Annotated in this window: 25 protein-coding genes; 17 read left to right on the plus strand and 8 right to left on the minus strand. The window is 69.6% G+C overall.

Annotated elements, in window-relative coordinates; genetic code table 11:
- Positions 1–7 precede the first annotated feature (7 nt).
- Entirely contained in the window at positions 8–274 is a 267-nt protein-coding gene (locus tag AC068D_RS28145) for an antitoxin (RefSeq protein WP_478825892.1), read from the plus strand.
- A gap of 125 nt (positions 275–399) precedes the next feature.
- Here AC068D_RS28145 and AC068D_RS28150 read toward each other — a convergent pair whose 3' ends face one another.
- Positions 400–1,146 carry a class III extradiol dioxygenase subunit B-like domain-containing protein gene (locus tag AC068D_RS28150; RefSeq protein ID WP_478825893.1) on the minus strand — a complete coding sequence of 249 codons (747 nt, stop codon included), beginning with the start codon at positions 1,144–1,146 and terminating at the stop codon, positions 400–402.
- A gap of 171 nt (positions 1,147–1,317) precedes the next feature.
- Positions 1,318–2,805 (minus strand): tRNA (N6-isopentenyl adenosine(37)-C2)-methylthiotransferase MiaB, encoded by a 1,488-nt coding sequence (gene miaB, locus AC068D_RS28155; RefSeq protein ID WP_478825894.1) that lies wholly within the window; start codon positions 2,803–2,805, stop codon positions 1,318–1,320.
- A gap of 143 nt (positions 2,806–2,948) precedes the next feature.
- On the opposite strand from miaB, the gene AC068D_RS28160 reads away from it, so the two are divergent.
- Positions 2,949–3,950 (plus strand): TAXI family TRAP transporter solute-binding subunit, encoded by a 1,002-nt coding sequence (locus AC068D_RS28160; RefSeq protein WP_478825895.1) that lies wholly within the window; start codon positions 2,949–2,951, stop codon positions 3,948–3,950.
- A 180-nt stretch (positions 3,951–4,130) separates the two neighbouring features.
- Here the strand turns inward: AC068D_RS28160 and AC068D_RS28165 are convergent, their stop codons facing one another.
- A complete protein-coding gene (locus tag AC068D_RS28165; RefSeq protein WP_478825896.1) occupies positions 4,131–5,555 on the minus strand; it encodes a sensor histidine kinase in 1,425 nt (474 codons plus the stop codon).
- 14 nt (positions 5,556–5,569) lie between these two features.
- Complete coding sequence (locus AC068D_RS28170; RefSeq protein WP_478825897.1) at positions 5,570–6,271, minus strand: response regulator transcription factor; 702 nt, start codon at positions 6,269–6,271, stop codon at positions 5,570–5,572.
- A 250-nt stretch (positions 6,272–6,521) separates the two neighbouring features.
- On the opposite strand from AC068D_RS28170, the gene AC068D_RS28175 reads away from it, so the two are divergent.
- The 9 genes from AC068D_RS28175 to AC068D_RS28215 all read left to right on the plus strand — a co-directional run bounded on the left by AC068D_RS28175 (position 6,522) and on the right by AC068D_RS28215 (position 15,008).
- Entirely contained in the window at positions 6,522–7,304 is a 783-nt protein-coding gene (locus AC068D_RS28175) for an amino acid ABC transporter ATP-binding protein (RefSeq protein ID WP_478825898.1), read from the plus strand.
- A 53-nt stretch (positions 7,305–7,357) separates the two neighbouring features.
- Positions 7,358–8,209 carry a glutamate ABC transporter substrate-binding protein gene (locus AC068D_RS28180; RefSeq protein WP_478825899.1) on the plus strand — a complete coding sequence of 284 codons (852 nt, stop codon included), beginning with the start codon at positions 7,358–7,360 and terminating at the stop codon, positions 8,207–8,209.
- A 102-nt stretch (positions 8,210–8,311) separates the two neighbouring features.
- Positions 8,312–8,959, plus strand: a complete 648-nt coding sequence (locus AC068D_RS28185) for an amino acid ABC transporter permease (protein ID WP_478825900.1) — start codon at positions 8,312–8,314, stop codon at positions 8,957–8,959.
- Positions 8,956–9,867, plus strand: a complete 912-nt coding sequence (locus AC068D_RS28190) for an amino acid ABC transporter permease (RefSeq protein ID WP_478825901.1) — start codon at positions 8,956–8,958, stop codon at positions 9,865–9,867. The genes AC068D_RS28185 and AC068D_RS28190 overlap by 4 nt, the downstream gene beginning before the upstream one ends.
- Positions 9,868–10,051: 184 nt before the next feature.
- Positions 10,052–11,665: an FAD-dependent monooxygenase gene (locus tag AC068D_RS28195; RefSeq protein ID WP_478825902.1), complete on the plus strand. Its 1,614-nt coding sequence runs from the start codon at positions 10,052–10,054 to the stop codon at positions 11,663–11,665.
- A 32-nt stretch (positions 11,666–11,697) separates the two neighbouring features.
- The gene (locus tag AC068D_RS28200; protein WP_343235428.1) at positions 11,698–11,784 is read left to right on the plus strand and encodes a putative leader peptide; all 87 of its coding nucleotides are present in this window, start codon (positions 11,698–11,700) and stop codon (positions 11,782–11,784) included.
- Between the two features lie 84 nt (positions 11,785–11,868).
- Positions 11,869–12,396, plus strand: a complete 528-nt coding sequence (locus tag AC068D_RS28205) for a cupin domain-containing protein (protein WP_478825903.1) — start codon at positions 11,869–11,871, stop codon at positions 12,394–12,396.
- On the plus strand, positions 12,393–12,794 hold the full coding sequence (locus AC068D_RS28210) for a rhodanese-like domain-containing protein (protein ID WP_478825904.1): 402 nt from the start codon (positions 12,393–12,395) through the stop codon (positions 12,792–12,794). Before AC068D_RS28205 ends, AC068D_RS28210 begins: the two co-directional genes overlap by 4 nt.
- A gap of 636 nt (positions 12,795–13,430) precedes the next feature.
- Positions 13,431–15,008, plus strand: a complete 1,578-nt coding sequence (locus tag AC068D_RS28215; RefSeq protein ID WP_478825905.1) for an alpha/beta hydrolase — start codon at positions 13,431–13,433, stop codon at positions 15,006–15,008.
- A 263-nt stretch (positions 15,009–15,271) separates the two neighbouring features.
- On the opposite strand, the gene recX is transcribed toward AC068D_RS28215, so the two are convergent.
- The 3 genes from recX to AC068D_RS28230 form a co-directional block, all read right to left on the minus strand.
- Complete coding sequence (gene recX, locus AC068D_RS28220; RefSeq protein WP_478825935.1) at positions 15,272–15,862, minus strand: recombination regulator RecX; 591 nt, start codon at positions 15,860–15,862, stop codon at positions 15,272–15,274.
- Positions 15,859–16,992 (minus strand): recombinase RecA, encoded by a 1,134-nt coding sequence (recA, locus tag AC068D_RS28225; RefSeq protein WP_478825906.1) that lies wholly within the window; start codon positions 16,990–16,992, stop codon positions 15,859–15,861. The genes recX and recA overlap by 4 nt, the downstream gene beginning before the upstream one ends.
- Positions 16,993–17,409: 417 nt before the next feature.
- On the minus strand, positions 17,410–18,318 hold the full coding sequence (locus AC068D_RS28230) for a GlxA family transcriptional regulator (RefSeq protein ID WP_478825936.1): 909 nt from the start codon (positions 18,316–18,318) through the stop codon (positions 17,410–17,412).
- 130 nt (positions 18,319–18,448) lie between these two features.
- On the opposite strand from AC068D_RS28230, the gene AC068D_RS28235 reads away from it, so the two are divergent.
- Positions 18,449–19,042, plus strand: coding sequence for an MBL fold metallo-hydrolase (locus AC068D_RS28235; protein WP_478825907.1), 594 nt, complete (start codon positions 18,449–18,451; stop codon positions 19,040–19,042).
- Positions 19,043–19,330: 288 nt separating this feature from the next.
- On the opposite strand, the gene AC068D_RS28240 is transcribed toward AC068D_RS28235, so the two are convergent.
- Positions 19,331–20,341: a GlxA family transcriptional regulator gene (locus tag AC068D_RS28240; RefSeq protein ID WP_478825908.1), complete on the minus strand. Its 1,011-nt coding sequence runs from the start codon at positions 20,339–20,341 to the stop codon at positions 19,331–19,333.
- A gap of 99 nt (positions 20,342–20,440) precedes the next feature.
- On the opposite strand from AC068D_RS28240, the gene AC068D_RS28245 reads away from it, so the two are divergent.
- The 5 genes from AC068D_RS28245 to AC068D_RS28265 all read left to right on the plus strand — a co-directional run bounded on the left by AC068D_RS28245 (position 20,441) and on the right by AC068D_RS28265 (position 25,883).
- Positions 20,441–21,265 (plus strand): dienelactone hydrolase family protein, encoded by an 825-nt coding sequence (locus AC068D_RS28245; protein ID WP_478825909.1) that lies wholly within the window; start codon positions 20,441–20,443, stop codon positions 21,263–21,265.
- A 203-nt stretch (positions 21,266–21,468) separates the two neighbouring features.
- Positions 21,469–22,674 (plus strand): sensor histidine kinase, encoded by a 1,206-nt coding sequence (locus AC068D_RS28250; RefSeq protein ID WP_478825910.1) that lies wholly within the window; start codon positions 21,469–21,471, stop codon positions 22,672–22,674.
- Positions 22,671–23,336, plus strand: a complete 666-nt coding sequence (locus tag AC068D_RS28255; protein ID WP_478825911.1) for a response regulator — start codon at positions 22,671–22,673, stop codon at positions 23,334–23,336. The genes AC068D_RS28250 and AC068D_RS28255 overlap by 4 nt, the downstream gene beginning before the upstream one ends.
- 450 nt (positions 23,337–23,786) lie before the next feature.
- Positions 23,787–25,097, plus strand: coding sequence for a cytochrome ubiquinol oxidase subunit I (locus AC068D_RS28260; RefSeq protein ID WP_478825912.1), 1,311 nt, complete (start codon positions 23,787–23,789; stop codon positions 25,095–25,097).
- A gap of 9 nt (positions 25,098–25,106) precedes the next feature.
- On the plus strand, positions 25,107–25,883 hold the full coding sequence (locus AC068D_RS28265) for a cytochrome d ubiquinol oxidase subunit II (RefSeq protein ID WP_478825913.1): 777 nt from the start codon (positions 25,107–25,109) through the stop codon (positions 25,881–25,883).
- Positions 25,884–25,901: the final 18 nt, after the last annotated feature.

Consider the following 25,901-nt stretch of genomic DNA (forward strand, 5'->3'; position numbering starts at 1 on the left):
GTGACCCATGGGAATCGTGGACACACTCAAGGCCAAGCTCGCCCCGGCAAAGGACAAGGTCTCCGACTTCGCGCACCATCACGAAGACAAGATCTCGAAGATCGAGCACGGTCTGGACAAGGCCGCGGCGAAGGTCGACCACCGGACCAAGGGAAAGTACAGCGACAGGATCCAGTCGGGCACAGGCAAGGCCAAGGAAGCCCTGGACCGCCTCGCCCACAAGGACGACGGCACCGGCCCCGGGGAAAAGGGCACGATGCCGCCGGCTACCTGAGACGGTGATGCGCCGGCACGACGCGGCGCGCATGAACAACGGCGGACGGCCGCGGAGTTCTCTCCGCGGCCGTCCGCCGTTGCGGTGTCCGAGAGTCCTGAGCCGTGCGGGTGTGCCGGGTGGCTTCAGGACCAGGCGGCGACGAAGTAGCCGACGCCGTACGGGGCGTCCTCGTACAACAGCCGCCCTTCCAGGCCCACGCCCTCCGCCGCTCCCGCGAGCACCTGCCAGGGAGCACGCCCTGCGGCTTTCAGCTCGTCCGCGAGCGACGCGCCGAGTGCCATGAGGGCCGGTGTGTCCGCCGCTCCCAGCGCACGAGCCGCCTCGGTGTCGAAGCCGGCGGCCCGCTCGTCCAGGTAACCGGGTGCCTTCAGGGTGCGGCAGGCGCTGCCGTCCCCCATGACCAGCAGCGCGACGCGCGGCGCCCGGGCGGCGAGCTCACGGCCGGTCTCCGCGCAGCGTTCCGTCGGCAGCCACCGGTCGACGGCGAGACCCTCGACCGGGGCACCGGCCCACCGCGCCCGGTCGAGCAGCCAGGCGGCGACGGCGAGCGCCACCGGGAGCGGGCGCCCGGGCACCTGGGTGTCGGGCGCACCGGTGTGGTCGGTCTCCGCGGCGTCCGGCGCTCCCAGCCGTACCGTGGCATCGACTCCGAAGCCCTCGAAGGAGCCCCGCGCTCCCTGGGGGTAGGGGCCCAGCTCGTCGGGCCCCGCAGGACCGACCACGATCAGCCGGTCGGGGCGGGAGGCCGCGAGCACGCTCAGGGCGTCGGCGCAAGCCGTTCTGGCGGCGTCGAGCTCGGGCGCGGCGCCCGTTGCCACGTCGGGCACGAGGAGCGGGGGGCAGGGACAGACGGCTGCGGCGACGAGCATGATCGCAGCCTAGTCCCTGCCGCAGCCACTGGTTGACGGGACCGTGTCACACGGCCCGGTCGCAGGCTCGGTACCGCGTACGAGCCGTGCGGCCGGGGCGCGAAGTCATCGCCGCAGCCGCACGGAACGGTGCAACGGCTCGGACGCGGTCCGCCCGGCATCCGGGTCGGATCAGTCGACCGCGCAGCCACCGGTCGCTGCCGGGAGCGGCGCGGGAACTCCGATCGTCGGGATGCCCAGCATCACGCCGGCCGGCTGGGGCGGGGCGGCATTGCGCTTCTCCCAGGCGTCGCCGGCACGGGTACGCCGCACCGCCGTCGTCGGGCCCTCGGCCAGCAGATGGTGGGGGGCCGCGTAGGTGATCTCGACGGTGACGACATCGCCCGGTCGGACCTCGGTCACCGGCTTGGTGAAGTGCACGAGGCGGTTGTCCGGGGCTCGGCCGGACAGCCGGTGGGTGGCGCCGTCCTTGCGGCCCTCGCCCTCCGCGACCATGACCTCCAGGGTGCGGCCGACCTGCTTCTTGTTCTCCTCCCAGGAGACCTCCTCCTGAAGGGCGACCAGACGCTCGTAGCGGGCCTGGACGACCTGCTTGGGAATCTGCCCGTCCATCTCGGCAGCCGGGGTTCCGGGCCGCTTGGAGTACTGGAAGGTGAACGCCTGCGCGAAGCGCGCCTCGCGCACGACATGCAGGGTCTGCTCGAAGTCCTCCTCGGTCTCGCCGGGGAAGCCCACGATGATGTCGGTCGAGATCGCGGCATGCGGAATCGAGGCGCGGACCTTCTCGATGATCCCGAGGTAACGGTCCTGCCGGTACGAGCGCCGCATCGCCTTCAGCACCGTGTCCGAGCCGGACTGCAGCGGCATGTGCAGCTGCGGCATCACGTTCGGGGTCTCCGCCATGGCCGCGATCACGTCGTCGGTGAAGTCGCGCGGGTGCGGCGAGGTGAACCGGACCCGCTCGAGCCCCTCGATCCTCCCGCAGGCACGGAGCAGCTTGCTGAACGCCTCGCGGTCACCGATGTCGGAGCCGTAAGCGTTCACGTTCTGGCCGAGCAGGGTGATCTCCGAGACGCCCTCGGCGACCAGTGCCTCCACCTCGGCGAGGATGTCGCCGGGGCGCCGGTCCTTCTCCTTGCCCCGCAGCGCGGGGACGATGCAGAAGGTGCAGGTGTTGTTGCACCCGACGGAGATGGAGACCCAGGCGGCGTAGGCGCTCTCGCGGCGCGTGGGCAGCGTGGAGGGGAAGGCATCCAGCGATTCGGCGATCTCGACCTGCGCCTCTTCGAGGACGCGCGCACGCTCCAGCAGCACCGGCAGTTTGCCGATGTTGTGCGTGCCGAAGACCACATCGACCCACGGCGCCCGCTTGACGATCGAGTCGCGGTCCTTCTGGGCCAGGCAGCCGCCGACGGCGATCTGCATCCCTGGACGGGCGGCCTTCATCGGGGCGAGCCGGCCGAGATTTCCATACAGCCTGTTGTCGGCGTTCTCCCGCACCGCGCAGGTGTTGAAGACGACGACATCGACCTCGCCCTCCCCCGTGCCCTCGGGCGCCCGGACATATCCCGCATCCTCCAGCAGGCCGGACAGCCGCTCGGAGTCGTGGACGTTCATCTGGCACCCGTAGGTGCGCACCTCGTAAGTCTTCGCGCTCATCTCGCACACCAGGGTACGGGGTCGCGTCCAGCCGCCGCCGCTGAGTTCCGACGAGAGACGGGGCCCGGCCCGAAGGGGGCCTGGCCGGCACTGCTCCGGGGCGGCCTGGCCAGCACGGGGAGCGAGCTGGCAGGATCGCGGGCATGTCACCGGCACTTCCTCGCATCACCCGACGCCTCGCTCTCCAGGCGTCGGCGGCGCTGGCCGTGGTGTGCGGGCTGCTGCTCTGGTGGCTCCTGCCCGTCGGGGAGAGCACTCCGAGTGGGCGGCTCACGTTCAGCACCGGCGTGACATCCGGCGTCTATCAGAAGTACGGCGAGCTCCTCGACAACACGCTCGCCCGCGATCTGCCCAACGTCTCCATAGACCTGCGGACCAGCGAGGGCTCTCAGCAGAACCTCGAACGGGTGGCGAACGGCGAGGCCGACTTCACCATCGCCTCCGCCGACGCCGTGGCGACGCACCAACGGGACGGCAAGGTCGGAGCGGACAGGCTGCGCGGCTGTGCACGGCTGTACGACGACTATGTGCAGCTCGTGGTCCCGCAGGGGTCGCGGGCGGACACCCCGGCCGATCTGCGCGGCATGAAAGTGGGTGTGGGGCAGCCCGGGTCCGGTGTCCGGCTCATCGCCGAGCGGGTGCTGACGGCGGCGGGGCTCGACCCGGAGGAGGACATCACTCCGGTCTCCGCAGGCATCGACACAATGCCCGGCAGGCTGGAGCGGGGGGAGCTGGATGCCTTCTTCTGGTCGGGCGGACTGCCCACCAGCGCGGTACAGATGCTCTCGGAACGCTTCCCCGTGCGGCTGATCCCGCTCAAGGACGACCTGGTCGACCGGCTCCACGGATCCGGCGGCTCGACCCGCTACTACCGCTCGGCCGTGATACCTGCCGACGCATACCCGAACATCATGGGCGGCGCCCTGCAGGTGGAGACGATCGCCGTCGCCAACCTGCTGGTCACGACCACCGCCGCGGACCCGGAACTGACCGAGCGCCTCACCCGTGCGGTGATCAACAGCCGGGATCGGATCGGGCGGGAGGTGCACCCGGCGCAGCTGGTCGACCTGCGTACGGCGATCTACACCGATCCGCTGCAGCTGCACGAGGGCGCCCGACGGTACTACCGCTCGGTCAAGCCGTAGAGGTCTCCCCGCAGACCGTCGCCCGACGGCTCAGGGCGCGTCCCGCATGCTTCGGACGCCGGTGTGCTGCCGGCGCGTGCTCGGCGCGCGGTGCTGTGGATGCGCCTTGCACGGCCATGCGCCGAACGCTCCGGCCCCGCTTGGTCCCGTCCGGTCAGCAGGTGTGGGCCTCCTGTCCGGTCAGCAGGTGTCGGGCGCGTCCTCGAAGCGGTCCCCGACGGGTGAGGTGCGCGGAATCGTGAGCGTCACACGCAGGCCGCGAGGATCAGCGTGCGCGTAGGAGATCGAACCACCCGCTGCCGCGAGCAGTGCCCTGGTGATCGACAGTCCGAGACCCGAGCCCTTCACGTTCTGGTGCCGGTTGCTGCGCCAGAACCGGTCGCCGACCCGGCCCAGCTCCTCGTCGGTCAGTCCGGGGCCCCGGTCGGTGATCACGATCGTCGACGTGTCGCCGTCCGCGGCGACCGCGACCGTGACCTCCTCGCCTTCCGGCGTGAACTTGAGGGCGTTGTCGATCACCGCATCGAGAGCGCTGGACAGCGCCACCGGGTCGGCCCAGGCGGTGACCGCCGGGCCCTTGCCGGTGAGCCGTACACCCTTCTCCTCCGCGAGGGGACGCCAGGCAGCGACCCGCTCGGCGGCCATCGCGCCGATGTCGGTGAGCTGGAGGTCCGCGGATGCGTGCTCGGCCAGCGCCAGGTCCAGCAGATCGTCCAGGACCTGGGCGAGGCGCTTGCCCTCCGTACGTACGGAGGCGATCTCCTCGTTGCCCTCGGGAAGTTCGAGCGCCAGGAGCTCGATCCGCAGCAGCAGTGCGGCGAGCGGATTGCGCAGCTGATGGGAGGCGTCGGCGACGAAGGCGCGCTGCTGCTCGAGCACCTCTTCCACGTTGTCCGCCATCTCGTTGAACGAACGGGCCAGCCGGCGCAGCTCCGGAGGTCCGCCGGCCGCCGCAACACGCGAGTTCATCCGGCCGGTCGCTATGTCGTGGGTTGCGGCGTCCAGGACGCGTACGGGACGCAGCACCCAGCCGGTGAGCCGGACCGCCGCCCCGACGGCGAGGAGCATGGCCGCGGACTCGCCCGCGGCGATCAGCAGCCAGCCGGTCAGGATCCGCGAACGCAGCTGACCGGTGGGCGAGTCGGTCACGACCACGGCGACGACATCGCCGTCGCGCACCACCGGTGAGGCGACGACGAGCCTGGCATCCAGCTGCCAGGGCCAGACCTGGGGCGGGTCGTGGCTGCGCCGCCCCACCAGCGCCTCCTGGAAGGCCCGGCGACCCTCCCCCTCCTCCGGGAGCTCCCAGAACTCGGGAGCGCGAGCCATGGCGACGTCACTTCGGTAGAAGACCCCGGTCCGCATTCCGTAGACATCGTGGTACCGGCTCAGCTCCTCCTCGAGCGTCTCGCGGCGCTCGTCCTGGCCCGCGAACCCGTCGGTGACGAACTGGGCCTGCGCCGCGAACCGCGCGGTGTCGTCCAGCCGGTCGACGACGACTCCCTGCTGCTCGCCCGCGGCAAGACTCACGGCGAGCGGAAAGCCGAGTGCGAGCAGAACGCCCGCCATGAGGACGATGAGGAGCGGGAGAAGGCGGGTACGCAAGGGGAGCGGCCGCCCTACGCGGCGGGCTCGACCAGGCGGTAGCCGACGCCACGCACGGTCTCGATCAGAGCGGGCATACGGAGCTTGGAGCGCAGCGACGCGACGTGCACCTCGAGCGTCCGGCCGGTGCCCTCCCAGCTCGTGCGCCACACCTCACTGATGATCTGCTCCCGGCGGAAGACCACTCCGGGACGCTGCGCGAGCAGCGCGAGCAGGTCGAACTCCTTGCGGGTGAGCTGTATGGCCGTGCCTTCGACGCTGACACGGCGGGTGGGGAGCTCGATGGTGACGGATCCCAGCCTGAGGGCGCTGTCGGCAGAGGGAGTCGCATCCTCTCCGGGTGCGTTGCGCCGGCTGACGGCATGGATCCGGGCCAACAGCTCACCCGTGTCGTACGGCTTGACGACGTAGTCGTCCGCGCCGAGGTTGAGGCCGTGGATACGGGAGCGGACGTCGGACCGCGCGGTCACCATGATCACCGGCGTGGACGTGAGCTTCCTGATCTTTCCGCAGACCTGGTAGCCGTCCTGGTCGGGCAGTCCGAGATCGAGCAGAACGACACCGAAGGGCGGCTTGGTCCCGGTGGCGGCGGGCAGCACGGCCTGCAGCGCCTCTTCACCGTTTCTGGCGTGCGTCACGGAGAAGCCGTGCTTGGCGAGCACTGCCGACAGGGCCGCAGCGACATGGTCGTCGTCCTCGACGAGCAGCAGCCTCATGGCCCCTCTCCAGACGTAGCCCTCGCGTATGTACCACCGAATGAACGCCGATGACGCGGGGGTGCGTCAAGCGGTTTCCGTTCACCTGGGGTTTCCGTTATCGACCCGGTACGACATCGACCGTCCCGTTCACCCAGAGTGCCCGGATGAAGCCGGATCGTTATGCTCAATTTCCGCTCAGATGTACTGACGCTGGTCGTACCGCGTGCTTAGTGTCCTCCCCAACCGAGGAGGACGGAGCAAGAAGCCGATGAGCGGAGTGTCAGTGACCAAGGGCGCCGAGGATGCCGTACCGGCGGCCGACCTGGTCGTACTGAGCAACGTCAACAAGCACTTCGGCGCGCTGCATGTGCTCCAGGACATCGACCTGAAGATCACGCGCGGCGAGGTCGTCGTCGTGATCGGGCCCTCCGGGTCCGGCAAGTCCACGCTGTGCCGCACCATCAACCGCCTGGAGACGATCGACTCCGGCACCATCACGATCGACGGGAAACCACTGCCCCAGGAGGGCAAGGCCCTCGCCCGGCTGCGCGCCGACGTGGGCATGGTCTTCCAGTCCTTCAACCTCTTCGCACACAAGACCGTGCTGGAGAATGTGATGCTGGGTCAGCTCAAGGTTCGCAGGACGGACAAGAAGGCGGCCGAGGAGAAGGCGCGTTCCCTGCTCGACCGGGTGGGCGTCGGCACCCAGGCCGACAAGTACCCGGCCCAGCTCTCCGGTGGTCAGCAGCAACGTGTCGCGATCGCCCGGGCGTTGGCCATGGATCCGAAGGTGATGCTCTTCGACGAGCCCACCTCCGCGCTCGACCCCGAGATGATCAACGAGGTGCTCGAGGTCATGCAGCAGCTGGCCCGGGACGGAATGACCATGGTCGTCGTCACGCACGAGATGGGCTTCGCGCGATCGGCCGCCAATCGGGTCGTGTTCATGGCCGACGGCAAGATCGTCGAAGAGGCCTCGCCCGAGGAGTTCTTCAACAACCCGCGCAGCGACCGCGCCAAGGACTTCCTGTCGAAGATCCTGCACCACTGAATCCGGCCCGGATCAGCTGATCACCTCATCGCTTCAACTCTAGGGAAGTCACCATGAACCTTCGTAAGGTCACCGCCGTTTCGGCCGTCGCGCTCTCGCTGGCCCTCTCCGCCACTGCCTGTGGTTCGGGCAAGAAGGACGCCGGCGGCGGCAGCGATTCCGCGGGCGGCAGCAAGAAGATCACGATCGGTATCAAGATCGACCAGCCGGGCATCGGCCTGAAGACCCCGGACGGCAAGTACACCGGCTTCGACGTGGACGTGGCGAAGTACGTCGCCAAGGAGCTGGGTTACGAAGAGGGCGACATCGTCTTCAAGGAGACGAAGAGCGCCGACCGTGAAACGGCGATCGAGCGCGGTGACGTCAAGTTCATCGCCGCCTCCTACTCGATCAACGACAAGCGTCTGGCGAAGGTCGACTTCGCCGGCCCGTACCTGCTGGCCCACCAGGACATCCTGGTCCGCGCCGACGACACCACCATCACCAAGCCCGAGGACCTCAACAAGAAGAAGCTCTGCTCGGTCACCGGCTCGACCTCCGCGCAGAACGTCAAGGACAAGCTCGCGCCGAAGGCCCAGCTGCAGGTGTACGGCGGCTACTCCGAGTGCCTGACCGGCCTGGAGAACAAGGTCATCGACGCCCTGACCACGGACAACTCCATCCTCGCCGGCTACGCCGCGCAGGAGGCGCACAAGGGCAAGTTCAAGCTCGCCGGCTTCAAGCTGAGCAACGAGAACTACGGCATCGGCCTGAAGAAGGGCGACGCCGAGCTCAAGACCAAGATCAACGCGGCGCTCGAGAAGATGGTCAAGGACGGCTCCTGGCAGAAGGCCGTGGACGCCAACTTCGGCCCGGCCGGCTACAAGAACGACCCCGCGCCGAAGATCGGCAACATCGTCAAGTGACTCCGGGGCTGACGAGGCGCGTCGCCGCTGACGGCGGCGGCGCGCCGGCCCTTCCCACACGCACACGCGGAAGCGCGGGAGATCGTGTTCGACTTTCTTGAAATGGACAAGCTCCTGGGGGCCTTCTGGGTGACGGTGCAGCTCACCGTCTACTCGGCCCTCGGCTCCCTCATATGGGGAACAATGCTGGCCGGCATGCGGGTCAGCCCGATCCCGCTGATGCGGGGCTTCGGCACCGCCTATGTGAACGTGGTGCGCAACATCCCGCTCACCGTGGTCATCGTCTTCACCTCACTGGGCCTCTTCCAGACGCTCGCTGTCAAGCTCGGGGCGGAAGACTTCACGGTCATCAACTTCAGGCTCGCCGTGCTCGGTCTGATCGCCTACACGGCCGCCTTCGTGTGCGAGGCACTGCGGTCCGGCATCAACACGGTGCCCGTGGGACAGGCGGAGGCGGCGCGCGCCCTGGGTCTCAGCTTCACGCAGGTATTGCGGCTCGTCATCCTTCCGCAGGCCTTCCGCTCGGTCGTCAATCCGCTGGCGAACGTGCTGATCGCGCTGACCAAGAACACGACCGTGGCATCGGCCATCGGCGTCGCCGAGGCCGCGGTCCTGATGAAGGAATGGATCGAGAACTACGCCGCGCTCCTGCCGATCGTCGGCGTCTTCGCGCTCGGATTCATCTGCCTCACGCTGCCGACCGGACTGGTTCTCGGCTGGGTGGGCAAGAAGGTGGCGGTGAAGCGATGAGTTCCGTTCTCTACGACGCCCAGGGCCCCCGCGCCAAGCGGCGCAACATCCTCTACACGCTGCTGTTCACGGTCGGTCTCGCGGCCCTCGGGTGGTGGGTGTACGACAGCCTCGACGCCAAGGGCCAGCTTGACTGGGTCAAGTGGGAGCCGTTCTTCACCAGCTCCCAGCCGTACGCCACGTACATCTGGCCGGGCCTTCAGAACACTCTGATCGCCGCCGCCCTGGCGCTGGTCATCGCGCTGCCGCTGGGAGCGCTCTTCGGCATCGCCCGGCTCTCCGACCACCGATGGGTCCGGGGGGTCGCCGGCGCGGTCGTGGAGTTCTTCCGCGCCATCCCGGTGCTGATCCTCATGCTGTTCGCCAACCAGGCCTACGTCGACTTCACCGATATCAGCAGCGAAATGCGTCCGCTGTACGCGGTGGTCACCGGCCTGGTGCTCTACAACGCCTCGGTCCTGGCGGAGATCGTCCGGGCCGGCATCCTCTCCCTGCCCAGCGGGCAGACGGACGCGGCCAAGGCGATCGGCATGCGCAAGGGCCAGACCATGCAGCACGTGCTGCTGCCGCAGTCGGTCACGGCCATGCTCCCGGCGATCGTCAGCCAGATGGTGGTCATCGTGAAGGACACCGCCCTCGGCGGCGCGATGCTCACCTTCTCCGAACTGCTCTCCTCGGTCCGCCCGATGAGCGCCAACTACGGTGCGAACACCATTGCCTGCTTCACCATCGTCACCGTGATCTTCGTGGCCCTGAACTTCGCGCTCACCTCGGCCGCGAGCGGGCTGGAGCGCAAGCTGCGGCGCGGCAAGAAGAGCACGGGCGCCGTGGTGCACGCCGGCCCCGGCGGGGGTCTGGAGACCATCGGCCCGCCGACGATCCACGTCGACGACGGCCGCGCGGTCTGATCAGTCGTCAAGGATTCATTGTGCGAGGGGCGGTGGCCACAGGGCCACCGCCCCTCGCCGCGTTCCGCCGTCGCTTGACGGGGGCAGCGGCAGTGGGTTGCATACGTTCTGTGATCGCGCACCCAGCTCCGGCCAGCCCGTCCTCACCATTCCCTCCGACCCGGCAGGCCTCAGGAGCAGCGCCGTGGACCCGGTGATCATCGTCGGCGCGGGCCCCGTCGGGCTTGCGCTGTCGCTGGCTCTGGCCGCGCAGGGCGTTCCTTCCGTCGTTCTCGACGAAGGCGCGGGAAAGGACGAGCCGCGCCCGGCCCGTACGGTCGTGCTCCGTGCCGACACCGCGGCCCTGATGGAGCGGCTCGGCTGTGCCACGATCCGTGACGAGGGTGCCCGCTGGGTCGGCTGGCGATCGCTGCGGCGCAAGCAGGAGCTGCGGGCGCTGGAGCTCGGCGGGGACGACTTCCCGGCGCCGCTGCACATTCCGCAGCACGCCCTGCTGCGCGGACTGCGGGACGCCATTGCGGATGCCGATCTGGTCCAGGTCGCGACCCACAGTCGGCTCGACGCACTGGAGCAGGACGACAGCGGTGTGACCGCGCACACGCGCGGGCCCGAGGCGACGTGGTGGCGCGGGAGTTATCTGGTCGGCTGCGACGGGGCGCGGTCGACGGTGCGCAAACTGCTCGGCGTCCGGTTCCCGGGCCGTACCGCCGTGGAGCGTCATGCCGTCGCCGCGCTGCGGGCCGAGCTGCCGTGGCCCGACGAGGCGGTGCTGCACCGGCTGCCGCCGTGGCGATCGGGTGGCGAGGAGGTCACGGCCAGGCCGCTGCCCGACGGCGCCTGGCGGCTGGACTGGCTGCTACCGGCCCGCGGCGAGCTGGTGACGCCCGACGCCCTGGTGTCGCGGGTGCGGGACACCCTGTCCGGCTGGTGCGACGGTCCGCCGCAGTACGACCTCGTCGACACGGGCGTCTACACCCTGCACCACCGGCTGGCCAGGCGCTGGCGGGTGGACCGGGCCTTCCTCGCCGGGGACGCGGCACACCTCCTCGGTGCGGTGGGCACGCAGGGACTCGACGAGGGGTTCCGCGACGCCGAGAACCTGGCCTGGAAGCTCGCCCATGCCTGGCACCACGGCGCCTCGGACACTCTGCTCGACAGCTACCAGGCGGAGCGGCGGACGGCCGTTGCCGCGCGGCTGCGTGCCGCAGACCAGTCCTTGCCGATACTGCGGGGCAGCGGTGGGCTGCGGACCTATCTACCGGGTGCCGCGCGTGGGCACGACACCATGCTGACCGACGCGCATCTCGGGCTCGGGCCACTGGGCGCGCCCCCCTCGTACCGGCACTCCCCGCTCCAGCCACGGCAGACCGAGGGACACACCGCCGTCGGTACTCCGTACGGAGCACCGGTGGCCGACGCCCGGGTCACGGCACCGGACGGCACGACCGTACGGCTGCGGGACCGGCTCGGGCTGGGCAGGTTGCTGGTCGTCCTGGTCGCGCCCGGAACGGGCGTCTGGGACCGGCGGCACTGGGTCACGGCCGGTGTGATGCCACGGCTGGTCCAGGCCGTCGAGGCCCTGCCGGTCCGGGCGGAACTGCTGGTCACCGAGTGCTACCCGGGAGCCTCGGCGCACACGGTGCTGCTCGTACGGCCCGACGGGCATCTCGTCGCGGCCTTCGGCGGGGTGCACCCGGCCGAGCTGTTCGCGGCGGCTGACAGCGCGCGCGGGGGCGAACCGGAATCACCGTCCGTACGCTCGGACCGCGCCGCCGACCGCACTGCGGACATCAATTGACCGCCACAGGCGTGCATGGTGTACTCCGGAACATGACCGACACCCATGTGCGCCTGTGGCGGAGGGTCCATATGGACCTGCTCCGCTATGCGGGCTGCGTGTGTCGTCCGTCCTGCTGATTCGCCTCTTCCCTCCGCGCAACAGCGTCCGCTCCCTCCTGGGCCGGGCCGCGCACACCTCTGCGAACTTCCAGGACGGTTCCCGTGCCTCAGTCTGCTGCCGTACCCACGGCGTCGGCCGCGCCCACCGCGGCCGATCTCCTCGACTTCGTCCGACGCACCGCCGCCGACACCGAACTGATGGCCTCGCTCCCCCTGGACCCCGAGGGCCGCACCTGGGTGCGGCTCGAAGGACCGGGCGGCAGCGAGGCCTGGCTGATCGGCTGGCCGCCGGGCACCGGAACCGGCTGGCACGACCACGCCGAGTCGATCGGCGCATTCGCGACGGCCTCCGGTGAGCTCAGGGAGCACTCGCTCACCGTGAGGCTCCCGGCCGACGGCTGGAAGACACTGGAGCTGGCGGAAGGGGTGGACCGCGAGCGGCGCTTGGGTCCCGGCCGGGGGCGGGCGTTCGGACAGCACCATGTGCACGAGGTGCTCAACGCCTCGGAGACCGAACACGCGGTATCGGTCCATGCGTACTTTCCACCGCTGCCACTGCTCCGGCGTTTCAGCCGGACCGGGGCAATGCTCCGACTCGAACAGGTCGAGCGTCCGGAGGACTGGCAGTGAGCGAGCGGCGCGGGAACCCGCTGGGTGTCGACGAGTTGCTGGAACGGGTCAGGGAAGGTCTGGTACGGGTCGGGCCGCACGAGGCCTTCGATGCCGCGGCGAACGGGGCGCTGCTGGTCGACATCCGCTATGCGGCGCTGAGGGAGCGGGACGGACTCATCCCGGGTGCGCTGGTGGTGGAGCGCAATGAGCTGGAATGGCGGCTCGATCCCCAGGGCAGCCATCGCGCGCCCGAGGCCACGAGCCACGATCTGCACATCGTGGTCGTCTGCAACGAGGGCTACGCCTCGTCCCTCGCGGCCGCCTCGCTCAGGCAGTTGGGGCTGCACCGGGCGACGGATCTGGTGGGTGGCTTCCAGGCCTGGCGGGCGGAGGGCCTGCCGGTGCAGGTGCCGTAAGCCCGGGACGTCTCGCCACGGCAGCGTCGTCCGCACGGACGTCGCTGCCCGCGGCGTGCGGTCTCACGGACGTCGCTGCCCGCGGCGTGCGGTCTCACGGACGTCGCTGCCCGCGGTGTGCAGTCGCACGGACGTCGCTGCCCCGGCGTGCGGTCGTACGGCGGCTGCTCTCGTGACGCACTCGGGTGGGCCCGACGACGCAGCGGGCCGGCCGGGCGGAGGTCGCGGACCGGCCGGGACCTTGCGGACACGGGCCGGTGATCTCGTGCGTGGTGGGGGCCTGTTGGGGAAGGGCCGGTCACGATCTCGTCGGACCCTCGCAACCGGGTGCCCGGGCGACACCCGCAGGCGATGGGCCACGGATGCGACGCCCACGGCCCCACGCACCGGTGCCCCGTCCTGGCGCCACGGCCCCTTCCCGGGCCGACATCGACCGAACCCGTCGAGGAGCATGCGTCGCACTGGGTGGCCCGCTCCTGCCCAACCGGTCGACCCGTCCATGGAGTTGCACCGCTGAGCGGTACTTGTCGCACCGGTTATTGGTTCGGTAAAGAACACCGGTCCGCCCTGTTCCGCGCCGCGCTGCCCACGAAAGGATCTCCCGGTCAACTCCACAACATCAGGGGGAGGTTCTACGTGAGACGCACAGTAGTGCTCGGCTCGGCCGGCACTCTGGTCGCGGGCACCCTCATAGCGGGTGCGATGGCGGCTCCGGCGGCCAGTGCCGACAGCCGCAGCCATGGATGGTCCGAAGCCCGGGGCGTCCAGGTCGCCGCGGAGCGGGCGGCCAAGAAGGGGATCGACTGGGCGGACTGCCCGGAGGACTGGGGGCTCGCCAAGCCCATCCAGTGCGGTTTCGTGAGCGTACCGCTGGACTACGCGCGGCCGAACGGCAAGCAGATCAAGATTGCCGTGGACCGTATCGGAAACACCGGGACCAAGGAAGAGCGACAGGGCGCCCTGATCTACAACCCGGGAGGCCCGGGCGGATCCGGGCTGCGCTTCCCGGCCAGGGTGACCAACAAGAGCCCACTGTGGGCCAAGACCGCGAAGGCCTATGACTTCGTGGGCTTCGACCCCCGCGGCGTCGGCCACTCGACGCCCATCTCCTGCGTCGACCCGCAGGAGTTCGTCAAGGCGCCGAAGCTCGACCCGGTGCCCGACAGCGAGGCCGACAAGCGAGCGCAACGCAAGCTCGCCGCCGAATACGCGGACGGGTGCGCCGAGCGCAGCGGCTGGATGCTCCCGCACATGACCACGCCGAACACGGCGCGTGACCTGGACGTCGTCCGGGCCGCACTCGGTGAGAAGAAGCTCAACTTCCTGGGCGTCTCCTACGGCACCTACCTCGGTGCGGTCTACGCGACCCTGTTCCCCGGCCATGTCCGGCGCATGATCGTCGACAGCGTGGTCGACCCGTCGCGCGAGAAGATCTGGTACCAGGCGAACCTGGACCAGGATGTTGCGTTCCAGATGCGCTGGGACGACTGGAAGGCATGGGTCGCCAAGAACGACGCCGTCTTCCACATCGGTGACACACCGGAGAAGGTCGAGCAGCAGTGGGTCGAGCTGCGGGCCACCGCGAAGAAGAAGCCGCTCGGTGGGGTCGTCGGCCCGGCCGAACTCATCAGTTTCTTCCAGAGCGCCCCGTACTACGACTCGTCCTGGGTGCCCGTCGCCCAGACCTGGAGCAAGTACCTCGCCGGTGACACCCAGGCACTCGTCGACGCCGCGGCACCCGACCTGTCCGACACCAAGGGCAACATCGCCTCGGAGAACGGCAATGCCGTCTACACGGCCGTCGAGTGCGCCGACGCCAAGTGGCCCACCAGCTGGAAGAAGTGGGACCGGGACAACACCCGGCTGCACAAGGACCACCCGTTCATGACCTGGGCCAACGCCTGGATGAACCTGCCGTGCGCCACTTGGTCCTCGAAGCAGCACACCCCGGTGCAGGTGCGGACCGGCAAGGGCCTGCCGCCGGTGCTCATCGTGCAGGCGACCCGTGACGCCGCCACTCCCTTCGGGGGCGCCGTCGAGCTGCACAAGCGGCTCAAGGGCTCGCGTCTGATCATCGAGAAGGACGCCGGCTCGCACGGTGTGACCGGTCTGGTCAACCCGTGCATCAACGAGCGGGTGGACTCCTACCTGCTCAGCGGCAAGCTGGACAGCCGCGATGTGACGTGCACCCCGCACGCCACGCCCAAGCCCTGAGGCATGACGGGCTGAGTCAGGGGCGGCCGGCCACGGCCGCCCCTGTTTCATGACGGTTCTTCATGACGGCCGCCTCTTTCTGCACAGAGGGCGCTCGTGATGCCACCTGTAGTGATGGCCCAGGGGCTGCCGGTCGCCCGGGCCAGGCCCTTGATGCAGAGGGTCGATCCTGGGAGCCGACGAACGGCTGTGGTCGTTCCTGGCAGCAGGCAGTGCATTGCCGGTGACCGGGCAGGACCGGGGCTGAACTCACTGGACTCCGGTCAGTAGAGGTCGTCGCAGCCGTCGTCCAGGCCCTCGGTGTCCTCGCCCTCTTCCTCCAGTGCCTGACGCACCACGCGCAGAGCCATGCCCTCCGCATATCCCTTGCGGGCGAGCATGCCCGCAAGGCGGCGCAGTCGGCGATCCCGGTCGAGACCGCGAGTGGCCCGGAGTTTTCGGGCGACCAGCTCGCGGGCCGTTGCCTCCTCCTGGTCCGGGTCGAGCTGACCGACCGCCTCGTCGATCAGCGACGACTCGATGCCCTTGGTCCGCAGTTCCCTTGCAAGAGCCCGGCGGGCCAGGCCCCGCCCATGGTGCCGGGACTCCACCCAGGCTTCCGCGAACGCCGCATCGTCGATGAGGCCGACGTCCTCGAACCTGGACAGGACCTCATCGGCGACATCTTCCGGGATGTCCCTCTTGTGCAGCGCATCGCGGAGCTGCTTGCGCGTACGCGGGGTGCCGGTGAGCAGGCGCAGGCAGATCGCCCGCGCCCGCTCAGCCGGATCCTGGGGCGACAGCTCCTTCTCGGCCCTCGACGAATCGGGGCTGTCGCCCGGCCATTCGGTGCGCCGGGTCATGGGCGGGCTCAGCTCTTGCTCGAAGCAGCCGCCTTGGTGGCCTTGGTCGCCTTCGTGGCGGGCGCGGGCACCGACTTCGCGGGCTCATCGGCGGAAGCCGCGGTGCCCGCCGCGTCCGCACCCGGCTCGGCCGACGGAGCCTCCGGGCTGACGCCGACGCCCAGCTTCTCCTTGATCTTCTTCTCGATCTCGTTGGCCAGGTCGGGGTTGTCCTTGAGGAAGTTCCGGGCGTTCTCCTTGCCCTGGCCGAGCTGGTCGCCCTCGTACGTGTACCAGGCGCCCGCCTTGCGGACGAAGCCGTGCTCCACGCCCATGTCGATGAGGCCGCCCTCGCGGCTGATGCCCTGGCCGTACAGGATGTCGAACTCGGCCTGCTTGAAGGGCGGTGCCACCTTGTTCTTCACGACCTTGCAGCGGGTCCGGTTGCCGACCGCCTCCGTGCCGTCCTTGAGCGTCTCGATACGGCGGATGTCGATGCGCACCGATGCGTAGAACTTGAGCGCGCGACCACCGGTCGTGGTCTCCGGCGAGCCGAACATCACGCCGATCTTCTCGCGGAGCTGGTTGATGAAGATCGCGGTGGTCTTGGACTGGTTGAGTGCGCTGGTGATCTTCCGGAGCGCCTGGCTCATCAGCCGGGCCTGGAGACCCACGTGGGAGTCGCCCATCTCGCCCTCGATCTCCGCGCGCGGGACGAGCGCGGCGACGGAGTCGATGACGATGAGGTCGAGAGCGCCGGAGCGGACGAGCATGTCGACGATCTCGAGAGCCTGCTCGCCGTTGTCGGGCTGGGACAGGATCAGGTTGTCGATGTCGACGCCGAGCTTCTTCGCGTACTCGGGGTCGAGGGCGTGCTCGGCGTCCACGAAGGCGACCTGTCCGCCGGCCTTCTGGGCGTTGGCCACGGCGTGCAGGGTCAGGGTCGTCTTGCCGGAGGACTCCGGCCCGTACACCTCCACCACTCGGCCGCGCGGCAGGCCGCCGACACCGAGGGCGACGTCGAGGGCGGTCGACCCGGTGGGGATGACCTCGATGGGCTCGTTCGGCCGCTCGCCCAGGCGCATCACAGCGCCCTTGCCGAATTGCCGTTCAATCTGCGCGAGCGCGGCGTCGAGCGCCTTCTCGCGGTCGGTTCCTGCCATGGGTTCCACCCGGGATGCTTGAGTCGATCGCTTCACGTCACAGACGCTAACCCCTGCCACTGACAATGCGCCCCGACGTCCGTCCGGCCTGTGGAAAACCTCGACCGGAAAGCCGGGATCCACGGGCCGGGGAATCCCATAAGAATGGATGTTCGATTTTGGTGTCAAGCTGTCCCGTGCCACTGAGTCGTCCCTGAGTCAGTCGCTCTGACCTGCAATGAGGAATCTTGAGTGGCGAAGTGGCTTGGCTTCATGGGTGCCGTTGCTCTGGGATGCGGAGAACTTCGCCAGTGGATCTTGCTCGAATGCCGAGACGGTTCGGCCGGAAGAGTCCCGCAGCTCACGCCGTGGCCAGGTGCCCGCGGGAGCGGGAGGCGGCCTTGCTCGGAGCGGCGTGGGCTCTCCTGACCCTGTTCGTTACGGCGTGTTCGTGAAGGAGCGGCGGTAGGAGCGGGGCGGCACTCCCCGGCGGCGCACGAACTGTTCGCGCAGGACGGCCGCGCTTCCGTATCCGACGCGGTGGGCGATCTCCTCGACCGGCAGGTCCGTGGTCTCCAGGAGCTCCTCGGCGCTGCTCAGACGCAGGCTCCGCAGCCAGGCGTGGGGGGTGGTGCCGGTCGCGGCGGTGAAGCGGCGGGCGAAGGAGCGTTTGCTCATCAAGGCACGCCGGGCCAGTTCCGCGACGGGAAGCGGCTCGTGGAGGTTCTCGCGGGCCCACGCGAGTACCCCGGCGAGACGCTCGTCGCGGCAGTCTTCGGGGACGGGGGCGGCCAGGTACTGTGCCTGCCCGCCGTCGCGGTGGGAGGGCAGCACCACGTCCCGGGCAACAGCGTTGGCCATCGCTGCTCCGTACTCCCGCCTCAGCAGGTGCAGGCAGAGATCGAAGCCCGCGGCGGCGCCCGCGCCCGTGATGAGGTGTCCTTCGTCGATGTAGAGGGCGTCGGGTTCGACGGTGACTTCGGGGTGGCGGCGGGCGAGCAGTTCGGCGAACCGCCAGTGGGTGGTGGCCCGCCGACCGTCGAGCAGTCCGGCGGCGGCGAGCGCGAAAGCGCCGACGCAGTGGGCCGCGACCAGTGAGCCGCGCTCGTGTGCGGCCGACAGCGCATCGAGCACGGCGGGAGCGGGTGGTGTGCGGAAGCCGGCCCACGGCAGGGCGATCACCAGATCGGCTGAGGCGAGCCGGTCCAGGCCGTGCGTGATGGTGAGCGGTACGCCGAGGTCGGTGGGGACCGGCCCGGGCCGGTCGGTGCACAGGGCGAAGTCGAAGCCGGGCAGTGTCCCGCCGTGCGGGCCGAAGACCTCGGCGACGATGCCGACGGCGAGCATGCCGACTCCGGGCGGGGTGTACGCGGCGACGGTCACGAAGGGAGGCACACGTGCAGTGTGGCACTAATCCTGCGATCAGCGGCAGCTGTGCCACTCGTGAACGATCGGCCTGCCCGGAAGCATTGAGGCCATGACAGACGCACCGCTCGGCCGCAGCGCCGTGTACACGATCCTGACCACCGGATACGTCGGCTCCACCGGCCCCGGAGTCGCCGCCACCGTCTCCTACGTGTCCGACGCCGGCCGGCATGTGATCTTCGACCCGGGCATGGTGGCGAGTCGCGACCGCATCCTCGCCCCGCTCGAAGAGTTGGGGCTCGGCCCCGACGACATCACCGACGTGGTGCTCAGCCACCACCACCCGGACAACACCATGAACGTGGGCCTGTTCGGACGGGCCCGGGTGCACGACCACAAGGTGGAGTACCTCGGCGATCGGTGGAGGAACCGGGATGCGGAGGGTTACGAACTCACCCCGTCGCTACGGCTGATCCGCACCCCCGGCCACAGCGCCGAGGACATCACGATGCTGGCGGGCACGGAGTCGGGCGTGGTCGCCTTCGCCGGTGACCTGTGGTGGCACGCGGACGGCCCGGCGGACGACCCCGTGGCCCCCGACCGTGAGGTGTTGCGCGCCTCCCGGCTCCGGGTGCTGACCGCCGCGGACCTGATCGTGCCCGGCCACGGAGGCCCGTTCAGGGCCGACGACACCACGCCGCGCTGAGGGCTGTCCGGTGTCGGCTGCGGAATTCCGTCCGGTCAGGCTCCGGCGCCACGAACTGCCCGGTCGTCAGACGTTCGAGGGCAATGGTCGAGGTTCGCAGTCACAGAACATGTGCCCTGCGCCGTCCGCGCTCGGCGTCATCATCGAAGGTCGATGACCAGTGGTTCGTGCCGTCGAAGCGTGACCCGCCGGGTTGCAGACACGCAGGCGCAGGGCTTGCGGGCTTGCGGGCTTGCGGAAGCCTGCGCTCGGCCCGGCCCGAAGGTCCTGTCTGTCGGCGGACGGGTCTCATGTCTCCGGTCGTCGGGTCGACCCGTGGTGGTCGCCGCGACGATGGAATGTCGCGCGGTACTCCCTCGGCCGCCGGCCCGTGTGTCTGGCAAAGATGCCGCTGAACGCCCCGGGATCGCGGTAGCCGACGTCGGCGGCGATGCTTGCGACGGTCCTGTCGGTCGTCTCCAGCAGGTGTCTCGCCCGACGCACCCTGACCGTCTGCAGGTACGCGAGTGGCGTCTCGCCGGCTTCGTCACCGAAGCGACGGAGCATGGTTCTCGTGCTCACGTGGAACTCCTGGGCGAGCGCGGGCAGGTCATAGCGGGACTTGAGGTTCTGGTCGAGCCACCGCTTGACGCTGAGCGAGAACTCCCTGCCCACAGTGGGTATGAGCTCCGAGTCGACATAGGGAGCCTGCGTGGAACGCGCATCGTCGACCAGCGCGATACGCGCGGTGCTACGGGCGACGCGGGGACCGTCGTGCTCGCGGATGAACTGCAGCGCGAAGTCGTACATGGCGCTGAAGGCCGCCGTGGTCGTCACCCCCCGGTCGGTCACGACCAAGCTCTCCGGGCGGAGGCGCACATCGGCGTACCGGCGGGCGAACCGATCCGCGAACAACCAGGACGTGGTCGCTTCGCGTCCGCCGAGGAGCCCGGCTTCAGCGACCAGGAAGGCACCCACGCAGATCGACACGACGGCGGTCCCCGAGGCCGCCTGCGACCGAATCGACGCCACTTCCGGTCCCAGGTCCGCGAGTGTCGCGTCGAGATCGAGAGTGGGCGAAAGCTCGAAGCCCGGCACGATCAGGACGTCCACCGGGCGAACCGCCGAGACGTCGAGGACGGAGCCGCCGGACGCGATCACGCGCCGCCGGGGCGAGACGACCGACGTCTCGTAGGCCGGCTGGACCGAGCCCTGCGCCGCGGCGACGTGAGTCGCCATCGCGAGGAGATCGGGGACCCCGAACACCTCCGACGCGAAGCAGCCGGGATAGGCCAGCACACCGACTCGCAGCGGACTCATACAGCCCCTCCGGCGCCTCTGAACGGGTGGCGATATTACCGGGATACATGGCGATGCCGCCGCTTCTCAGGAGGGCGGCCACTCATCATCATCTCGATCATGACAATCATGCGAGGACAGAGCGACCCCTTGGACGACTTCGTACGGAGGGCCGTCGGCGTCGATGGCGTCGACAAGACCGTGTACGTCGCCGGTTCGGGACCGGCGGTCGTCCTCATGCCCGAGATGCCGGGTATCAGCCCCGACGTCGCGCGGTTCGCGCGTTGGGTGCGTGATGCCGGCTTCTCCGTGTACCTGCCTTCTCTTTTCGGCGTCGACGGTGCCTATCCGCTCGCCGAGGCACGCGACACCGTCGTTCGACGGGCGTGCGTCAGCGCCGAGTTCCGAGCGTTTGCCGGTGGCGGCACCAGCCCGGTCGTCGCATGGCTGCGCGGCCTCGCCCGCCTGGCGCACGCCGAGCGTGGCGGGCCCGGCGTCGGCGCCGTCGGTCTGTGTTTCACCGGCAACTTCGCCTTGACCATGGCGCTCGAACCCGCCGTCATCGCACCGGTGGTCAACCATCCGTCGCTTCCGCTCGACGACCCCGGAGGTCTGGAGATCAGCGACGAAGACGCAGCTGCCGTGGCCGAACGCGTCGCGCGAGACGGATTGAAGGTCCTCGCCTATCGCTTCGACGACGACAGCTGGTGCACCGGCCGGCGGTTCGCGGCCTACCGAGCGCTCCTCGGGGACGCATTCGACGGCCGCGTACTCCAGGCCGAGACGGCGAACACGAACCCTCCGCCCTTCTTCCGTGACGTCGTCGGCTGCGCCCACAGCGTCGTCACCGCACACCTCGTCGACGAGAACGGTCACCCCACCGTGCAGGCTCGGAACGAGATCATCGCCTTCCTGGCCGAGCGGCTCGCGACGGGGCCGGAATGAGCCTTGGCGCTCCCGCACCCCGGCGATGCGACGGAGCGCCGCCGCTTCCACCGCGCGGCGGTGCAGTGACCGGTGCCAGGGCGTGGCCGGGGTGAGGCGTCCGGGAGAAGCCGGGTCCTTGAGACCGGTCCGTACCGCCACATACTGCCCGGCCGTCCACAACCCCCGCTGCTCGCACCCCGCGTCTGCCTATCCTTCCGTTCATGGCCCTCCTCTCCCGCGCCCTTGGCGGCCGTCTGTCCGCACGGGCCACCGACACCGCCGTGACGCTCGTCGTCACCGCCGTCGTGGTTGCCTGGACGCTGGTCAGCATGCGGTACGAGGACGAGCCGCTGGACCGCACCCTGATCGGCTGGGTGCTGATCGCCGTGGGGTGCGGGGCCCTCCCCTTCCGGCGTCGGCATCCCGTCACCGTCGCCGCCGTCACCCTGGTCGTGTCCACGGTGTACTACCCCCTCAGTGCTTACGACGGTCCCCTGATGGTCGCGTTCGCGCTGGCGCTCTACACCGCGAGCGCCGAGGGCCGTTTCACCGCCGCGGTAGCGCTCGGCGTGATCACGCTGCTCGCTGTCGGCTTCGGCGAGGCGCGCCAGACCGGGGACAACCGCCAGATCGACGACACCTCTCTCTTCATGCTCGCGGGCTGGCTGATCAGTCTGGTGGCAATGGGCCGCGCGCAGCGCACCCGGATCGCCTATCTCCACGAGGTGGAGCAACGGGCGCTGGCCGCCGAGCGCGAACAGGACGCGCGCGCCCTGCAGGGCGCCACCGAGGAGCGGTTGCGGATAGCCCGCGAGGTCCACGACGTGCTCGGCCACAGCATCTCCCTGATCAACGTCCAGTCCTCCGCCGCGCTGCACAAACTCGGCAAGAAGCCCGGGCCCGCCGCGGGGCTGGCCACCGCCGAGGGGGCGCTGGAAGCCGTCAAGGCCACCAGCAAGGACGCCCTTCGCGAGCTGCGGGCCACCCTCGGTGTGCTGCGCCAGGCCGACGAGGCGGCGCCGACCGCGCCGACCTCGGGACTCGACCGGCTCGGCGAGCTCGTCGAACGGGCCCGTACTGCCGGGATCGAGGTGCGTACGAGGACGGAAGGCACACCGCGGTCGCTGCCCCCTCCGCTCGACCTGGCCGCGTACCGGATCGTGCAGGAGTCGCTCACGAACGTGACGCGGCATGCAGAGGCTCACAGCGCACTGGTCACGATCGTGTTCACCGAAGAGGACGTTCGGGTGCGGATCGACGACGACGGACGGGGCTCGGCGGACGAGCAGGCGCTGGGCAGCGGCATCCGGGGAATGGCCGAGCGTGCCAAGGCGTTCGGCGGCGAACTGACCGCGGAGAACACCGCGGACGGCTTCCGGGTGAGCGCCCGGCTGCCGCTCACCACCACCGGGGGGACCCAGGAATGATTCGTGTCGTGCTCGCTGACGACCAGACGCTGGTACGGGCCGGGTTCCGCTCGATCCTGGCGGACGAGCCCGACATGGAAGTCGTCGGCGAGGCGGGCGACGGCGAGCAGGCCGTCGCACTCGCCCGCGAACTGCGCCCCGACGTCGTCCTGATGGACATCCGCATGCCAGGCCTCGACGGCCTGGACGCCACCCGTCGCATCACCGGCGACGAGCGCCTCGCTGATGTGCGGGTCGTCATCCTCACCACCTTCGACGTCGACGACTATGTCTACGGTGCGCTGCGCGCCGGGGCCTCCGGCTTTCTGGTGAAGGACACGGAGCCGATGGAACTGCTCCACGGTGTACGGGTGGTGGCGCGCGGCGATGCGCTGATCGCGCCCGCCGTGACCCGCAGACTGATCGCCGAGTTCGCGAAGCGCGGCAGGCAGCCAGACCCGAGCCCGCGCCTCAATGCCCTGACCGAACGGGAACGTGAGGTGATGGGACTGGTGGGGGCCGGTCTGTCGAACGACGAGATCGCGCAACGGCTCGTCCTCTCCCCCGCCACCGCGAAGACGCATGTCAGCCGGATCATGACGAAGCTCGACGTACGGGACCGGGCGCAGCTCGTCATCCTGGCCTACGAGTCGGGCATGATCACTCCGGGCTGGCTGGGCTGAGGCTGGTCCCTAGTGACCTGAGTCAGAGATTCCTCGGTAGATCTCCGATTCGAATGTCGGCTGCCTCGTCCACTGTCGACCACGGTGTGACTCGACTTGGCATCGCCAGCCGCAAGCCGAGAGCCGATCGAACTGCCTAAAGATCTCTGACTCAGGTCACTGGGGTCTTTCGTTTGGATCAGGCTGGATCGGTGAGCGGGGTCCGGTGCGTGCGATCGCAGGGCGGAGGAAGGAGCCCACGCGGAGCGTGGGCGACCGACGACAACGCGGCGAGCGTGCGTACCGGGGCACACGAGCCCGGCAAGATCCACACGAGAGGCCCTAGGGGGCCTCGCCCACCTTCCGCAACTCATGGGGTATGCGTCGGGCGGGGCCCGCAACCCCTGGGGTACGCCGGGTGACCACCCTCGGCCGACGCTCCGCGCGTAGCCGTACGCCGACGCTTGCGGCGTGGCTGAATCCATCGAAAGCGCAGAGGTCCTCGATCTTGCGCGGCTCCAGTTCGCCCTCACCGCCGGGGGCCACTTCCTCTTCGTCGCCCTCACGCTGGGGCTGGCGACGGTCGTCGCCTGCATCCAGACGAGGGCGACGTTCAGCCGTAGGCCCCTGCACGCCAGGATGGTGCGCTTCTGGGGGCAGCTGTACGTCATCAACTACGCGGTCGGCATCGTCACCGGCGTCGTGATGGAGTTCCAGTTCGGGCTGAGCTGGAGCGGTCTCACCCACTACGCGGGCAATGTGTTCGGCGCCTCGCTCGCCGTCGAGACGATCGTCGCGTTCTTCGTCGAGTCGACGTTCCTGGGGCTGTGGATCTTCGGCTGGCACCGCTTCAATCGCTGGGTCCACCTGGCGATGATCTGGACCGTCACGCTGACCGCGTATCTGTCGGCGTACTGGATCCTCGTCTCGAACGGCTTCCTCAACAACCCGGTGGGACACCGCGTGGAGGGCGGGAAGCTGGTCCTGACCGATGCAGGGGCCGTGCTGACCAACCCCAGTGCCCTGCTGGCCTTCGGGCACATCGTGGCGGGAGCGCTGCTGACGGCGGGCTTCTTCATGGCCGGGGTCAGCGCGTACCACCTCTTCCGGAGGAGTCCGGAATGGGAACTCTTCGGGCTGAGTCTGCGCACGGGAGTGTTCCTGTCCGTGCCCGCGCTGTTCGCCGCGGCGGCCTTCGGCGGGGTGCAGCTGCTGTCGCTCACGACGCTCCAGCCCATGAAATCGGCCGTGTTCAGTCAGAAGAAGGCCGAGATCGACCAGCTCCAGGCGGACATGACCGCCAGGTTCGGCCCCGGCGACTACGTGCCGTCCGAGGCATGGACTCGGGGCGGAGCGATCGTGATGCTGCTGTGCTTCGCGCTGATGATGTACCTGGTCCTGCCGGGCTTCGTCATGGCCTTCTTCAGGAGAGCGGTCCTCCGCTTCCGCGCCTGGCATGTCGTGCTGATCGCCTCCGTTCCGCTGCCGTACCTGGCGATGATCAGCGGCTGGGTGTTCCGGGAGGCGGGCCGCCAGCCGTGGGTGGTGTACGGGCTGCTCAGGACCGAGGACGCGGTCTCCGGCCTCTCCCCCGGTGCGATGCGCGCCTCACTCATCACCTTCACCGCCCTGTTCGCGGTGCTGGCGGCCGTCAACGTGCACCTGCTGGTGCGTTTCGCGCGCCGCGGCCCCGTCGAGCACGGCCTCGGCCACGACGACCGCACGCACACCGGCGGCGACGGTCGGGACGCCGCCGACCCGTTCCCCGCGTCCAGTTACTGAGGAGTGGTTGTGGAGACCCTTGCCATCGTGCTGCTCGGCTTTTTCGCCACCGGCTACTTCGTGCTCGCCGGAGCCGACATCGGCACCGGGATGCTCGCCCCGTACCTCGGCCGCGACGACCGTGAACGCCGGCTGGTCATCGCCTCCTTCGCGCCCTTCTTCCTGGGCAACGAGGTGTGGCTGATAGCCACGGCGGGGGTGCTCGTCGGATGTTTCCCGGATCTCGAAGGGGAGCTGTTGAGCGGCCAGATCGCCGTGGTCGTACCGCTGCTCGCCGGGTGGATCGTCCGTGACATGGGGCTGTGGCTGCGCGGTCGCCGCGAGGAGCGCCTCTGGCGGGCCGTCTGCGACACGGCCGTGGTGTGCGGGAGCTGGGTGGTCGCGTCGGCCTGGGGCTGGCTGCTGGCCGCACTGTTCACCGGGCGGCCTGGCGAGCTCGCCTCCGGTCCCGTCGCCGTCCTCACGGCGGGCGCGGTCGCCGCGCTGTTCGCCGTGCACGGGCTCGGCTTCGCCGGGATGCGGCTCACCGGAGCCCCCTACGAGCGTGCCCGCCGACTGGTCGGCCGGACCGGGCCCGGGAAGTCGTTCGCTCTGACCGCCGTGTCGATGGGTGCCACGGCGCTGCTGGCGGGAACAGGGCTGGAACTCGGCTCGTCGGCCGCGGACGGCGCGACGCTCGCGCTGCTCGTGCCTGCACTGCTCGTCCTCACTCCGCTGCTGGTCGCTGCCCAGGTATGGACGTGGCGCATGTTCCGGCACCGGGTGAGCCGCCCCTCGTACCTCTGACCCACCCGCATCTTCCGA

This window comes from Streptomyces sp. NPDC043861, assembly GCF_056435905.1.